10 protein-coding genes and 1 tRNA gene are annotated in these 15,628 nt (G+C 62.1%); 9 read left to right on the forward strand and 2 right to left on the reverse strand.

Annotation, left to right across the window (positions count from 1 at the left end; all coding sequences use genetic code 11):
- Positions 1 to 49 precede the first annotated feature (49 nt).
- From KGA88_RS02610 to KGA88_RS02645, 8 genes are all read left to right on the forward strand, one after another.
- Positions 50 to 715 (forward strand): response regulator transcription factor, encoded by a 666-nt coding sequence (locus KGA88_RS02610; protein ID WP_223588726.1) that lies wholly within the window; start codon positions 50 to 52, stop codon positions 713 to 715.
- On the forward strand, positions 691 to 2,049 hold the full coding sequence (locus tag KGA88_RS02615) for an ATP-binding protein (protein WP_223588727.1): 1,359 nt from the start codon (positions 691 to 693) through the stop codon (positions 2,047 to 2,049). Before KGA88_RS02610 ends, KGA88_RS02615 begins: the two co-directional genes overlap by 25 nt.
- A 164-nt stretch (positions 2,050 to 2,213) precedes the next feature.
- Positions 2,214 to 3,281 (forward strand): alpha/beta fold hydrolase, encoded by a 1,068-nt coding sequence (locus KGA88_RS02620; RefSeq protein WP_223588728.1) that lies wholly within the window; start codon positions 2,214 to 2,216, stop codon positions 3,279 to 3,281.
- A gap of 376 nt (positions 3,282 to 3,657) precedes the next feature.
- Positions 3,658 to 5,136: a DUF1254 domain-containing protein gene (locus KGA88_RS02625; RefSeq protein WP_223588731.1), complete on the forward strand. Its 1,479-nt coding sequence runs from the start codon at positions 3,658 to 3,660 to the stop codon at positions 5,134 to 5,136.
- Positions 5,137 to 5,383: 247 nt separating this feature from the next.
- A complete protein-coding gene (locus KGA88_RS02630) occupies positions 5,384 to 7,255 on the forward strand; it encodes a DUF1302 domain-containing protein (RefSeq protein ID WP_223588733.1) in 1,872 nt (623 codons plus the stop codon).
- Positions 7,256 to 7,271: 16 nt separating this feature from the next.
- Complete coding sequence (locus tag KGA88_RS02635; RefSeq protein ID WP_223588737.1) at positions 7,272 to 8,624, forward strand: DUF1329 domain-containing protein; 1,353 nt, start codon at positions 7,272 to 7,274, stop codon at positions 8,622 to 8,624.
- A gap of 80 nt (positions 8,625 to 8,704) precedes the next feature.
- On the forward strand, positions 8,705 to 9,838 hold the full coding sequence (locus KGA88_RS02640) for a WD40/YVTN/BNR-like repeat-containing protein (protein ID WP_223588740.1): 1,134 nt from the start codon (positions 8,705 to 8,707) through the stop codon (positions 9,836 to 9,838).
- Entirely contained in the window at positions 9,835 to 12,192 is a 2,358-nt protein-coding gene (locus KGA88_RS02645; protein WP_411740831.1) for an efflux RND transporter permease subunit, read from the forward strand. Before KGA88_RS02640 ends, KGA88_RS02645 begins: the two co-directional genes overlap by 4 nt.
- Before the next feature lie 1,066 nt (positions 12,193 to 13,258).
- Here the strand turns inward: KGA88_RS02645 and KGA88_RS02650 are convergent.
- Entirely contained in the window at positions 13,259 to 14,284 is a 1,026-nt protein-coding gene (locus KGA88_RS02650; RefSeq protein ID WP_223588744.1) for an NAD-dependent epimerase/dehydratase family protein, read from the reverse strand.
- 294 nt (positions 14,285 to 14,578) lie between these two features.
- On the opposite strand from KGA88_RS02650, the gene KGA88_RS02655 reads away from it, so the two are divergent.
- Positions 14,579 to 15,349 carry a DUF3313 domain-containing protein gene (locus KGA88_RS02655; protein WP_181432163.1) on the forward strand — a complete coding sequence of 257 codons (771 nt, stop codon included), beginning with the start codon at positions 14,579 to 14,581 and terminating at the stop codon, positions 15,347 to 15,349.
- A gap of 180 nt (positions 15,350 to 15,529) precedes the next feature.
- On the opposite strand, the gene KGA88_RS02660 is transcribed toward KGA88_RS02655, so the two are convergent.
- A tRNA-Sec gene (locus KGA88_RS02660) sits at positions 15,530 to 15,625 on the reverse strand.
- Positions 15,626 to 15,628 lie beyond the last annotated feature (3 nt).

Raw genomic sequence — 15,628 nt, forward strand, 5'->3', positions numbered from 1 at the left:
ACAGGCGCGACGGTCACGACCGCCGCGCCTTTTTTTTCCGGAGCGGGACATGCGCATATTGCTGGTCGAAGATGACCCGATGATTGGAGACGCCATCCAGGGCGTGCTGATTGATGCGAGCTACGCGACCGATTGGGTGAAAAACGGCCTGACCGCGCTCTCGGCACTGCAGACCCAGCCCTACGACCTGGTACTGCTGGACCTCGGGTTGCCGGGCAAGGACGGGCTCGATGTGCTCGACAGCATTCGCGCCAGCAACAACCCGGTGCCGTTGCTGATCATCACCGCACGGGACAGTCTCGATGACCGCCTTCGCGGCCTTGACGGTGGCGCCGACGACTACTTGCTCAAACCCTTCGACATGGCCGAACTGCTAGCCCGTATGCGCGCCGTGCTGCGCCGTAAAGGCGGGAGTGCCCAGTCATTGCTGGACAACGGCGTGGTGACGCTGGACCTGGTGTCGAAACTGGCCAGCACCGCCGACAACCCCGACATGCCGTTGTCCAGCCGCGAGTTCGCCCTGTTGCAGGCGCTGTTGATTCGTCCGGGGGCGATCCTGTCGCGCAGCGAACTCGAAGACCGCCTCTATGGCTGGGGCAATGAAGTGGAGAGCAACGCCGTGGAGTTTCTGATTCATTCACTGCGGCGCAAGCTGGGCAACCAGGTCATCAAGAACGTCAGGGGTATGGGATGGATGGTTTCAAAAAGCGCTTGAGCGACTCGGTCCAGTTACGGCTGTCGGTCGCACTGTCGCTGGCCATCCTGATCGTGGCGATACTGGCCGGCCTGTTTGCGTTCGCCTCGGCCCTCGACGAGGCCCACGAAATGCAGGATGAAACCTTGCATCAAGTGGCTATCCTGTTCGATCGGCAGCAGATGACCCTGCACTACCCCGCGGCTGAAAGAATCGCCGGTGACGACGAAGAATCCAGGGTCATCGTGCAATATCTGGCCGACAGCAGCAAAGCCGTCGGCAACAACGACGACAACGTCATGCCACTGCCCTTCCCCACGACGCTGGCAGATGGCTTGTCGACCCTGAAGATTGCTGGCGAAGACTTTCGCGCGCTGGTGCGCACCACCGCTCGCGGCGAACGCATCGTAGTCGCCCAGGAAACCGGCATCCGCGACAAGGAGGCACGCGAAAGCGCCTTGCGCAGCCTGTTGCCGTTTCTCATTCTGTTCCCGGTGCTGTTGCTGGTGGTGGGCGATCTGGTGCGTAAGCTGTTTCGTCCCATCGCCACCCTCTCCGATGAAATGGATCGACGGGACAAACAGGCCCTGCATCCGATCGATGAACTCCATTTGCCCACCGAGATCCGCCCGTTCGTCGTGGCCATCAATCGCTTGCTGGCGCGGGTTGCGCAGTCCATGGAAACCCAGCGCCGCTTCATCGCCGACGCCGCCCACGAACTGCGCTCACCCATGACCGCCCTGTCGCTGCAAGCCGAGCGACTGAAAGCCTCGCCCATGCCGACGCAAGCCGTCGAGCGCCTGCTGCCGCTGTCCAGAGGCATAGAGCGCAGCAGACAGCTGATCGATCAGTTGTTGGCCCTGGCCGCCGCGCAATCGACCGCCGAGCGGTCGCAGACCACGGTCTCGGTGCTTGAGGTTTATCGACGGGTGCTGGAGGACCTGTTGCCCCTGGCGGAGCGCAAGAACATCGACATTGGTGTTGAAAGCAGCGCGGACGTACAGCTCGTCATCAACGAAATGGACCTGCTGATCCTGGTGAAGAATCTGGCGGACAACGCGATTCGCTATACGCCTTGCGGCGGGCGTGTCGACCTGTCGGTGGAGCGGGTGCAGGACACGGTGATCCTGCAGGTCAAGGATTGCGGTCCGGGAATTGCCAGCGATGAACAAATGCGCGTGTTCGACCCGTTCTACCGCACTGTGGGCACCGAGGAAGCAGGCTCCGGGCTAGGCTTGTCCATCGTCAAGGCCATCGCCGAGCGCACGGGCGCGCGCGTGCACTTGAGTTTCTCGGACGAGACCACGCGGCGCGGGTTATGTGTGACGATCGAGTTGAGAAGCGCCTCTGGCTGAATCTCTATGTATCACAGTGTGTCGGAGCGACAACTCGATACACAGACTTTCATCCAGCCGGCGGATTGGACACAGGCCGGATACGTTGCCGCGTTTCAATGCAAGCAAGGTTTGCAGGGGCACAGACCGCACCCCTGACCCATGGCTGGTAATGGAGACATCCCATGAAGATGGCACTGCGCAACAGCAACACCGGCAAGACTCGCCGCCACCTGGTCGGCCCCTCGATTCTCGCGCTCACCCTGTTCGGCGTGCTCGGCGCGGCCCACGCGCAAACGGCCGCCACCGCGCAGCCAGCGGCGACGCCTGCCGGCACCACCCAGGCCGCGTCCTTGCCGTTCGGCCCGCTCAAGCATGTCAACGCCGGGTTGCTGGACGTGGCGTACGCCGAGACAGGCCCGGCCAACGGGCCGGTGGTGATCCTGCTGCATGGCTGGCCGTACGACATTCACAGCTATGACGAAGTGGCGCCATTGCTCGCCGCCAAGGGCTATCGGGTGCTGATGCCCTATGCGCGCGGCTATGGCGATACGCGTTTCCTCTCCGAGAAAACCCTGCGCAATGGCCAGCCGGCGGCGCTGGCCAGTGATGTCATCGACTTCATGGATGCCCTGAAGATCAAGCAAGCGGTGCTCGGTGGTTATGACTGGGGTGCGCGTTCGGCGGACATTGTCTCGGCATTGTGGCCGGAGCGGGTCAAGGCGCTGGTCTCGGTCAGCGGTTACCTGATCGGCAACCAGGCGGCCGGCAAGAACCCGCTGCCACCCAAGGCGGAACTGCAGTGGTGGTATCAGTTCTACTTCGCCACTGACCGCGGTCGCGCCGGTTACGAAAGAAACACCCACGACTTCGCCAAGTTGATCTGGCAATTGGCTTCGCCGAAATGGGCGTTCGATGACGCCACCTTCGACCGCAGTGCCAAGGCACTGGATAATCCCGATCATGTCGACATCACCGTGTTCAACTACCGCTGGCGCCTGGGCCTGGTCGAGGGCGAGAGCCAGTATGAAGCGCTGGAGCAGAAACTGGCCACGGCGCCGTCCATCAGCGTGCCAACCATTACCCTTGAAGGGGACGCCAACAGCGCACCGCACCCGGCCCCCGAGGATTACGCCAAGCGTTTCACCGGCAAGTACCAGTTCCGCCTGATCAACGGCGGCATCGGCCACAACCTGCCGCAGGAAGATCCGCAGGCGTTCGCCAAGGCGGTGATCGATGCGGACCATCTTTGAGAGCTGATAACCACCATCGCGGGCACGATCCCTTGTAGGAGCTGGCTTGCCAGCGATGGTCGTCAATGATAACGCGTGTGACCCGGATGAACTCGGTGCACGTGGGTCCATCGCCAGCAAGCCGGCTCCTACAGGTGATGGTCGTCAATGATAACGTGTGTGATCCGGATGAACGCAGTGCACGTGGGTCCATCGCCAGCAAGCCGGCTCCTACAGGTGATGGTCGTTAACGAAATCGCGTGTGACCCGGATGAACGTGGTGCACGTGGGTCCATCGCCGGCAAGCCGGCTCCTACAGGTATTGCGGCGGCAAACATGAGCTATCTTTTCAGCAACTCACCTGCATCCGGTGGCTGCTATCAAGTAAGGACGCTCTATGATTCGTTTGACCCGGCACCATGCCCTCTTTGCCCTGACCTTCGTCAGTGTGCTCACCGCCACTCCCCTGCTGGCGGCCCAGAGCAAAGCAGTCGAAGCCACCGTCGCCAGCCCTGTCTCCGGTCCTGTCGCCGGCACCAAGGTAACCGAACCGTACGTACGCATGATGGCGCGCGAGGCGTATTTCTGGGCCTGGCCAATGGCCAACATTTACAACCGCCGCCAGACCTTCAAGAACCTGCCCGAGCCTGGCTTGATGGGGGGCATTGTGCCCGTGGCGCCGATCAATCGCTTGTCGATGCTCAGTGACTACATCGACCCGGCCGAGCGGTTGGTGGCCTGCCCGAACCAGGACGTGGTGTATGGCGCCGGCAGTATCGCCCTGGACATTGAGCCAGTGGTGCTGCAAGTGCCGGACTTCAACGGCCGCTTCTGGGTGTACCAGGTAGTTGACCTGCGTTCGGACAGCTTCGCCGAACTGGGCAAAATGTATAACACCCAGCCAGGTTTCTACCTGCTGGTCGGCCCGGACTGGAACGGCAAGGTGCCGCCTGGCATCCGGCGGGTGTACCGGGCGCGCACGAACACCGGGTTCGTGATCCCGCGGGTGTTCCAGGACGACACCGCCGCCGACCGCCAGGCCGTGCAGCCGGCACTGGCAGGCATCGACATGTACCCACTGTCGCAATACGACGGCAAGGCCAAGCGGCGCGACTGGAACAAACTACCGAAATTCCCGGCCCAGGCTGCTGAAGGCAATGCCGAAACCAAATGGGTGGACCCGGAGAAGTTCTTCGACGAACTGCCGGCCCTGCTCAAGGACGCCAAGCCATTGCCGGGCGAAGAAGCCCGTTATGCGCAAATGGCCGCCCTGGGTGCCATCGCCAAGGCCGACCCGCAACTGCGCGCCGCGATGATCGACGAGGCGAAAAAGGCCGACAGCGAAGTCATCGACCCGCTGTTGCAGTTCCGCAACTACGGCCTGCAATTGCCTAATTACTGGAGCACGGTCAGCAACGGCGCAGCGTTCGGCACCGACTATTTCACCCGTACCGCCGTGGCGCGCTCGAACATATTCGTCAATCAGCAGAAAGAGACCAAGTACTTCTACCAGGACCTGGATGAGAACGGCCTGCGCCTCAACGGCCAGTACGGCTACAGCGTCACCTTCGCCAAGGGCAAGCTGCCGCCGGTCAAGGGCTTCTGGTCGCTGACGCTGTACAACGAACAACACTTCTTCGCTCCGAATGACCTCAAGCGCTATTCCATCGGCACCAAGAACAAATCCCTGCAAACCAACCCTGACGGCTCGCTGACCCTTTACGTGCAAAGTGAATCGCCGGGCAAGGACAAGGAAAGCAACTGGTTGCCATCGCCCAAAGGCGCCGAATTCTCACTGTACATTCGCGCCTACTGGCCGCAAGCCGATGCCCTCGACGGCGACTGGACGCCACCGGCCGTAGTGAAAGCCAATTGAACCGGACCGGAAAATAAAAAACCGTGGGAGCGAGCAGGCTCGCTCCCACTGATGCACACCTCGCTCCCCCCCTGTCAGCATTTGGTAAGTCCCTGGCGTGATATGCGCTGAAATCCCCCGCCTCGCTATCCATCATCTCCTCCAGCTTGTCCTCCTTGCCGCCACCGCGTGAAGCGCCGGCGTTGAGGCACCAGGTAAACCGCACCTGTCTCAAGCCCCCAACAATAAAAATCAGGAGGGCATCTTTATGACCCCAATCCGTGGTCGCACCTTGCTGGCCTGTACTGTTTTAGCCCTCTCGCCACTGGCTCTGGCTGTCATGCAGTCGGCACACGCCGGTGAGTTTGAATGGGGAGAAGTCACTGGCCGCGCCAACGGCAGCATCAGCGTGGGCGCCATCTGGAGCGCGGAAAACCCCAACGGCAATTTCATCAACCAGGCCAACGCCGACAGCATCGGGCGCGGCCATGCCGGACAGTTCAACCCCAACAGCGCGCGGAACGTCGACGACGGCCGACTGAACTGGCGCAAGGGCGACCTGGTGTCCTCGCCCATCACCGTACTCGGTGAGATGGAGCTGAACTGGAAAAACTACGGCGCGTTCATTCGCGGCAAGTCCTGGTACGACTACACGCTGAACCATCACAACGTCGACTTTGGCCATTCCTCCAATGGTTACCAGGCCAACAGCACGCTCGATGACAGCCACTTCGATACCCTCGCCCGGTTCCAGGGTGTGGCGCTGCTCGATGCCTACGTGTTTGGCGACTTCGAGATTGCCGATCACCCGCTCAATGCCCGGGCGGGTAATCAGGTGGTCAACTGGGGCGAAGGCCTGTTCTTCCAGAACGGCATCAACGCGATCAACCCGGTCGATACCGCCGCCCTGCGTCGCCCCGGTGCACAGCTCAAGGAAGCGCTGGTGCCGGTGCCGATGCTCTATGGCAACCTCGGCCTGACCGACAACCTGAGCCTGGAAACCTTCTACCAACTGCAATGGAAGGCCTCGACCCTGGAAGGTTGCGGCACGTTCTTCTCCAGCAACGACTACATCACCGACGGTTGCTACGGCGTGCCGCGCGCCGGTGCCAATGACCCGGCCTCCTACGCAGCCAGCCAGTACATCACCCGCGGGCCGGACAACGATCCCCGCGACAGCGGCCAGTACGGTGTGTCGCTGCGCTACTTCGCCGACACCATCGACACCGAGTTCGGCGCCTACGCCATGAACATTCATTCACGAACGCCCTACGCCAGCATCAACACCGATCTTTACGGCCCGACGGGTGCTGGTTGGCGCGATCCCAACCTGGCCCCCGGTAACGCGGCGAAAAACGCCAGCTACTTTGCCGACTTCCCTGAAGACATCCGGATTTTCGGCTTGAGTTTCTCCACCAACGTCTGGGGCACCTCGGTGTTCGGCGAGTACAGCTATCGCCCCAACCAGCCGGTGCAACTGGCGACCGGTGACCTGATCCCGGCCTTCGCCGGCAATGCCGCTGGCACTGCCGCGCTCATTGGCCAGCCGTTGACCCTGGGCAACGACGCCATCAATGCCGCCCCGGGTTCGGTCTACAACGGTTACGACCGCCTGAAGATTTCCCAGTTTTCCCTGGGTTTCATCAAGTCGATCCCGCAGGTGCTGGGCGCCGACAGCCTGAACCTGATGGGCGAAGCGGCCATGAAGTACATGCACGACCTGCCGGACCAGGCGGATCGTCGCTACAACAAGACCGAAATCTACGGCAGCGACCTGGCTTCCGGCAGCGCAACCGGCTGTGCCGGCGGAGTCACGGTGCAGCAATACAAGCAGTACGCCTGCTCCAAGGACGGTTACACCACGCAGTTCTCCTGGGGCTATCGCCTGCGTGCCCAGTTGAACTACCCGGGCGTATTCGCCGGGGTCAACCTGTCGCCGTTCATGGCGTTTGGCCAGGACGTCCAGGGTTGGTCCTACGACGGCAACTTCGTCGAAGACCGTCTGCTGGGTTCGGTCGGCCTGCGTGCTGACTACCTGCAGGACTACTCCGCCGAGGTGTCCTGGTCGGGCACTGGCAACACCCCTTTCGCGCCCACCGATAAGGATTTCATCTCCCTCAGCCTGCGCATGGGCTTCTAGTACACGAGATTTCAGCATGAACCCTAAAAAACTGTTTCGCCTCACCCTCCTCGGCGCCTTGATCAGTGTTGCCAGCGCCCAGGCACTGGCCGCCCTCGATGCCAAGGACATCGCCCGCCTGGGCACTGACCTGACGCCCGTGGGCGCAGAAAAAGCCGGCAACGCCAGTGGCACCATCCCGGCCTGGACCGGCGGCCTGAGCGCCGCGCCGGCCGGCTACAACCCGGCCCAGGACTATGTCGATCCGTACGCCAGTGAAAAACCGCTGTACACCGTGACCGCCGCCAACATGGCGCAGTACAAGGCCGAGCTGACACCCGGCTATCAGGCCATGCTGGCGAAGTACCCGACCTTCAAGATGCAGGTGTATCCAAGCCATCGCAGCGCGGCTCTGCCGCAAGGCGAATACGCCGAAATCCGCAAGGAAGCGGCCACGGTGTCCCTGGCCGACAATGGCAACGGCATGCTCAATTACCAGAGCACCTCGGTGCCGTTCCCGATCCCGAAAACCGGTCTGGAAGCCATCTACAACCACATGGTTCGCTATCGGGCCGGTGGTTATCACTACTACCCGACCGAAATGGTGGTGCAGGCCAACGGCAAGTTCACCCCGGTGCGCCGTGACGTCTCGGTGATGATGGCGTCGGCCATGGGCAACCCGGAACCGAACCGCCTGTATTACTACCTGGGCAAGGTCACTTCGCCGGAAAGCGTGGCGGGTAGCCAGAACCTGGTGCACGAGCCCATCGACCAGACCACTGAAACCCGCCTCGCCTGGACCTACAACCCGGGCCAGCGGCGGGTGCTGCGCGCGCCGGAAATCTCCTATGACTCGCCGGTGGCGACTTCCGAAGGCCTGCGCACCAACGACATGATCGACATGTTCAACGGCGCGCCCGATCGTTATGACTGGAAGCTGGTCGGCAAGAAAGACATGTTGGTGCCCTACAACACCTACAAACTGGCCTCCCACACCCTCAAGTACGGCGACATCATCCAGCCGGATCACCTCAATCAGGATCTGATCCGCTATGAACCGCACCGTGTCTGGGTGGTGGAAGCCACGCTCAAGCCTGGCCAGCGCCATATCTACGGCAAGCGCGTGTTCTACATCGACGAAGACACCTGGGGAATCCTCGCCGCCGATCTGTATGACGGTCGCGGCGAACTCTGGCGCGTGCAGGAAGCCCACAGCCTGCAGCGTTATGACGTGCTCTCGGCGATCCACATCAGCGACGTTTCCTATGACTTGCAGGCCCGTCGCTACATCGTCTCGGGTCTGGAAAACGAAGAAAAACGCGCCCAGTTCGGCATCAAGGCCGAGCTCAAGGACTTCAGCACCGCCGCCCTGCGCCGCAGCGGCCGCTAAGTCTTTCACAGCCTGTCGGGCGGTCAGTACCGGTTGATCGCCCGTTTCGACGTATTCCCCCCAGAAAAACAGGGTGCTCCATGACACTCAAATTCCCCCTACGCCCCGCTTTTGCCCTGCTGCTTGGTCTGGGCGGGGCACTCACCGCACAGGCCGCGATGCTCAACGACCGGTTGGAGCGTGCGTCGCAACCCACGGCGCTGGCGACTGATGCACTGCTTAGCGATGTCCAGGCGGTCGGTGATCGACAGGTCATGGTCGGCGCTGCCGGCCATATATTGCTGCGCGACAACAGCGGACAGGTGCAACAGGCCAAGGTGCCGGTCGACCTGCTGCTGACCGCCGTGCAGTTCGTCGATGCCCACAACGGCTGGGCGGTTGGTCACGACGGCGTGGTCCTGCACAGTGCCGACGGCGGCCAATCCTGGAGCAAGCAGCTCGATGGCCGGGCCGTCAATCCGTTGCTGCTCAAGGCGGCGCAAGCGCAAGTCGACCACGCGGAGCAGGCCGCGAGCGCCGCCCCGGATGACGAGCAACTGGCAACTGCCCTGGACAATGCACGCTTTGCCCTCGACGACGCGCAGGCCGCCAGCGCCTCGGGGCCATCGCGGCCGTTGCTGGGCCTGTGGTTTCGCAACGCCCGCGAAGGCTGGGTGGTGGGTGCCTATGGCATCTTCCTCAAGACCGACGACGGCGGCGCCTCCTGGCGGGCCGTCAATGGCCTGGATAACCCGGATCGCCTGCACCTCAACAGTGTCCTAGGCCTGGCCGATGGCAGCCTGCTGGTGGCGGGCGAAGGCGGCCGCCTCTATCGCAGCGCCGACGGTGGCGAGCACTGGCAGCCCACGCAACAGCCGACCGACGCCTCGTTGTACGCCCTGGCTGAACTGTCCGGCGGGCAGATCATGGCCAGCGGTTTCGGCGGCACATTGCTGGTCAGCAATGACCATGGCGCCAGCTGGACAGCCCGCCGATTGCCGGTCAAAGCCAGCCTGTATGGCATCAAGCAGTTGTCTTCGGGCGCCGTGGTCCTCGCCGGCCAGGCGGGGGTGCTGCTGTACAGCGCCGACGGAAAAACCTTCGAAGAGTGGCGCGCGCCGGGCAAGGCTGCACTGCTCAACGTCAGTGAAACCCGGGCCGGCCAACTGTTGCTGGTCGGCAATGCCGGCCTGCAAGTACTGCCCATGATCCCCTTCAAGGAACACGCTCAATGAACGCCCCACTCCATCAGGAACCGACCAGGATCGGGGCCATGCAACGCGCCGTTGGCTTCACCGAGCGGTTGTTGTTCGGTCATCGCCTGTTGGTCCTGGCTTTTTTCGCAATCGCCTCGGTGGTACTGGCCATTGCAGCGCTGTCGTTGCGGCCGGATGCCAGCTTCACCCGGATGATTCCCACCGGGCATCCGTTCATTGCCAATTACCTGAAGTTCGAAGACGTGCTGCGCCCCCAGAGCAACGTGCTGCGGGTGCTGGTGCAGAACCCCGGGGGCGACATCATCAGCAAGGAGTTCCTGGAGACCTTGCGAGAGGTCAACGACAAGGTTTTCTACATTCCTGGCGTGGACCGCAGCAACCTCAAGTCCTTGTGGACGCCCAACGCCCTGTGGTCGGAAGTGACCACCGAAGGCCTGCGCGCCGGCCGGGTGATCCCCGACACCTACGACGGCAGTGCCGCTTCGCTGGAGCAGGTGCGGCGCAACATCCAGCGCGCCAACATGATCGGCAGCTTCGTCGCCAATGACTTTCAGTCGGCGATCATCCGTGTGCCGTTGCTCGAACGCGACCCGCAAACCGGCAAGCCCCTGGACTACGGCGCCCTCACCCAGGCCCTGGAAACCCAGGTGCGCGAGCACTTCGCCGGGCAAGGCGTGACGATCCGGGTGATCGGTTTTGCGCAGATCATCGGCGATCTGCTCGCCGCCGCCAGGGACATCCTGTTGTTCTTCGCCCTCACCGTCGGCCTGATCAGCGCGCTGTTGTACGGCTATTGCCGGTGCTGGCGCAGCACGGCGGTCACGGTGCTGACCTGCCTGCTGACGGTGGCCTGCCAATTGGGCCTGCTCAGCCTGTTGGGCTTTGGCCTGGATCCGTATTCGATCCTGGTGCCGTTCCTGATCTTTGCCATCGGCATCAGCCACGCGGTACAGAACATCAACCTGATGATGAGCGAAATGAGCCAGGGCGCTACGCCCGTGCAAGCATCGCGGCGTACCTTCCGCGCCCTGTTCATTCCCGGCACCACCGCCTTGCTGGCCGATGCCGTGGGTTTCATCACCTTGCTGGTGATCGACATCGGCGTTATCCAGCAATTGGCGATCACTGCGAGCATCGGCGTGTTCGTAGCGATCTTCACCAAGATGTTCCTGCTCCCGGTGTTGATGTCCTATGTCGGCGTCAGCCCTCGGGGCATGCGCCAGCAACTCAAGCGCAGCCGCTCCTCATGGCCGGTGTTTCGCCGGGTGGCGGGCATCGTCCAGCCACGGCGTGCGACGGCGTTGATCGTGGTCAGCCTGATGCTACTCGGGGTCGGTTATTACGCGCGCCAGGACCTGAAGATCGGCGACCTGGATAAAGGCGCCCCGGAGTTCCGCCCGGAATCGCGCTACAACCAGGACAACGCCTACCTGCTCGACCACTACACCACCAGCACGGATGTGTTCGTGGTGATGTTCAAGACCCCGGCAGAGCAGTGCTCGCGGTATGCCGCCGCCGACCTGGCCAACCAGTTCGAGCAGCAGATGCGTGAAGTGCCGGGCGTGGAGTCGGTGCAATCGCTGTACAACGCGATGCGCTTCAACATCCTGGCGCGCAACGAGGGCAATCCGAAATGGGCCGAGTTTTCCCGTGACCAGTTCGTGATGAACAACGCCCGCTCCAGTGTCTCGGGCGAGTTCGTCGACCCCAACTGCAGCGTCGCGCCGATCAGCCTGTACCTGGCCGACCATAAGGCTGAAACCCTGTCCCGGGTGGTCGACGCCGTGAACGCCTTCACCGCGCGCTACGACACTGGCGATTTCGAGATACTGCAAGCCGCCGGCAACGCGGGGATCGAAGCGGCGACCAACATGACGATCCAGCAATCGGAAAAAACCATGCTGATCCTGGTGTTCGTGATCATCAGCCTGGTGGTGTTGTGGGAGTTCCGCTCGCTCAAGGTCACCTTCGCCCTCATGGCGCCGTTGTACCTGTCCACGGTGTTGTGCGAAGCGGTCATGGCGAAAATGGGCCTGGGGGTGAAAATCGCCACGCTGCCAGTGATTGCCCTCGGCGTGGGGATCGGTGTGGACTACGGGATCTACCTGTACAGCCGCATCGAAGGCTTCCTGCATCAGGGATTGAAGTTCCAGGCCGCGTTCTTTGAAGCGCTGAAGACCACCGGTACTTCGGTGGCGTTCACCGGCATCACCCTGGCGCTGGGCGTGGCGACCTGGTCGTTCTCGGTCCTGAAATTCCAGGCCGACATGGGACTGCTGCTGGTGCTGTTGTTCCTGTGGAACATGGTCGGTGCACTGCTGTTGATGCCGGCGCTGGCGTCGATGCTAATGTTCAACAAACACACGCGGTAGGTTAGGCAAAGGCAAAAAGGGCAGCCATTGGCTGCCGTTTTTGGCTTCACTGGTTTGGAGGCCCCTTGTAGGAGCGAGCCTGCTCGCGATGGACGCTAACGATAACGCAGGTAAACCGGATAAACGCGGCGCACTTGAATCCATCGCCGGCAAGCCGGCTCCTACAGGTACTGCGCGGTCCCTTGTAGGAGCGAGCCTGCTCGCGATGGACGCTAACGATAACGCAGGTAACCCGGATAAACGCGGCGCACTTGAATCCATCGCCGGCAAGCCGGCTCCTACAGGTACTGCGCGGTCCCTTGTAGGAGCGAGCCTGCTCGCGATGGACGCTAACGATAACGCAGGTAGCCCGGATAAACGCGGCGCACTTGAATCCATCGCCGGCAAGCCGGCTCCTACAGGTACTGCGCGGTCCCTTGTAGGAGCGAGCCTGCTCGCGATGGACGCTAACGATAACGCAGGTAAACCGGATAAACGCGGCGCACTTGAATCCATCGCCGGCAAGCCGGCTCCTACAGGTTTTGCGCGGTCCCTTGTAGGAGCGAGCCTGCTCGCGATGGACGCTAACGATAACGCAGGTAACCCGGATAAACGCGGCGCACTTGAATCCATCGCCGGCAAGCCGGCTCCTACAGGTATTGCGCGGTCCCTCGTAGGAGCGAGCCTGCTCGCGATGGACGCTAACGATAACGCAGGTAAACCGGATAAACGCGGCGCACTTAAATCCATCGCCGGCAAGCCGGCTCCTACAGGTACTGCGCGGTCCCTTGTAGGAGCGAGCCTGCTCGCGATGGTCGTTAACGATAACGCAGGTAAACCGGATAAACGCGGCGCACTTGAATCCATCGCCGGCAAGCCGACTCCTACAGGTACTGCGCGGTCCCTTGTAGGAGCAAGCCTGCTCGCGATGGACGCTAACGATAACGCAGGTAAACCGGATAAACGCGGCGCACTTGAATCCATCGCCGGCAAGCCGGTTCCTACAGGTTGTGCGTGTTTCCCGGGATTGCGTGAAGAACCTTTTTTTCTTGATCACCACACCCCTCTGTGGGAGGTGTGGTGCCTTTCAGGGGGTGATCTGGCCGCTCAGCCGCAACCAGTCTTCAGAGCGGCGCAAGCCATCTGCCAGGGACACCTTCGGTTCATAACCGAGCAAGCGCCGGGCCTTGGCAATGGAGATATCGCCGGTGCGGGCGAGCATGTACATCGTGTCCGGGGTGACTTCGCTCTTGATCTTGAGCAAGCCGTTGACCCGCCAGATCAGGCGGGTCAACGCTGCCGCGAGGTGCAGGGGCAGCGTGCGCGGTGCACCGCTGCGTCCTGCCCAGCGCCAGTGATTGGCGAAGAACGCCTTGCAGGTGGTCGGGCTGGCGCTGCTGAGGTGGAAAATATGTCCCCGCCCCTGGTCAAGGCCCGCCGCGAGCATGATGCCGTCAAGCAGGTCATCGACATACACCGGGGTGAAGACACCCTTGCCGCCATTGGGCAAAATCAGTGCGCCGGCCTTGGCCATTTTCAGGGGCTCGATCAGCCAGGCCCGCGACCCCGGCCCGTACACATCCCCCGGACGCACCACGGTGCAATCGATTTCCCCGGCGGCATGGCTGGCCAGCACCACATGCTCGCTCGCGCCCTTGGCCACGCCATAGCGATACTGCTCGCCGATCACCACATCGCAAGACTCGTCGGCCATGTCCGGATAGGTCCAGCCCAGCGCCGCAATCGAAGAGATGTGCACGAAACGCTTGGCACCGCCGGCAATCGCGACGTTGAGACAATTGCGCACTCCCTGCACCGAGACCTCGCGGTAGAGTTTCCAGGGCGCCGCCAGCGACACCACCGCTGCCGTGTTGATGAACAGGTCGCACCCCCTGGCGTGCTCGGCCCAGGCCTGTGGTTGGGTCAGGTCACCGGCCACCACATCGTTCGCCGGGTCGGCAAACAGGTCCATGCCGCGCACGTGCGCACCCAGATCCTTGTAGCGTTTGAGCAGTGCCTTGCCGATAAAACCGTTGGCCCCGGTGATGAATACCGAACGGGGAACCTCCGGTGTTTGCCCGCCCGCGCCAACGGGCATGCTTGCTTTCGTCATACGAGATCCTTGCGACGTGCCCAGGGCCGTCGCGCTGAGTGCTGTTTTTAGAGTGAGGGATCACGCAGATCCATGCCTAGCTTGATGCACCTTGGCCATGCGGATTGTCCATTTCGCGCCAATTTCCCATCAGTTCATGCCAGCGTAGTAAAGACCGCCCGAGACTATGCAAAGGTTGGGCTTCGCATCCAAAGATCCACGGCACACGCATTGCCTGATCGATCCGCTGGGCTACCCTTGAACCTGGTGTGTCAACCAACCCGGCAATCCATGATGCGACTAAGGAAGAACTGCATGAAACCACGCTTGAATACATTGACACTCGGTGTCGCACTGATCGTATTGGCCGGTTGTTCGTCAACCTCGCAGCCAGGCAGAAGCACCACCCTGGGGGAAAACCTGACCGGTTCCGGCTTCATGGAGGACGTCTACCCGAAAATGAAAGATGGCCAGGGGGACGAAGCGCTGCGTCTGTATCGCAACCCGAAATACGCCGACAAGACGGCTTTTGCCCAGTACAACAAAGTGCTCCTGGACCCGATCAAGTTGTACGGCGGGCCCAAGTCCAAACTCAAGGACGCGCCCGCGGGCGACACCGCCGCGATATCGCAGAACTTCCATAAACTGGTGGCCGACCAACTGGGCAAGGACTACAAGATCGTCGATCAACCGGGGCCGGACACCCTGCGAATTTCGGTGGCGATTGTCGATGCGGAAGCGGCAGACTCGTCGATGAAAGCGGCGTCCTACATTCCCATCCCCCTCGGTCTGCCAGGTGCCAAGGCCGCGGCCATGCAAACGATGACCCACACCACCGGCAAACCGCCGTTCAGCGGGCAAGTGACCATCGAAGGCAAACTGGCGGATGCACAAACCGGTGAAGTCATCGCCGCCGAGATCGACCGGCGCGTGGGTGCCCGCAAACCGATCATCGGCCTGTTCGAAAGCAGCACCTACGACTCCTGGAGCGATGTCAACGAGGCTGGCCGCTACTGGGCCGAACGCTTGCGTAATCGGCTCTGCGAGCGGCGTGGCGCAACCAATTGCGTCGTAGCCACCGAGTAAATCCTGCAACGTGACTGCGCTCGCATTGAGAACCCGCGATCCCTGTAGGAGTGAGCTTGCTCACGATGGTCGTCAACGATGACGCGTACCCCCTGGGTATACGCGGCGAACGGGTGACCATCGCGAGCAGAGCTCGCTCCTACAGGGGGATTGGGTGGGCTCGGAGAGTTGGGGGTTGATTGGCGGAAGGCAGCCGGAGTCGAACCTGCCCGGGAACGGATGCCGTCCCCAACCGGGTTTGAAGCCCGGCCGCGCCACCGGGCGCGATTGCCTTCCTTG

This window comes from Pseudomonas sp. A-R-19, assembly GCF_019956575.1.
GTDB lineage: Bacteria > Pseudomonadota > Gammaproteobacteria > Pseudomonadales > Pseudomonadaceae > Aquipseudomonas.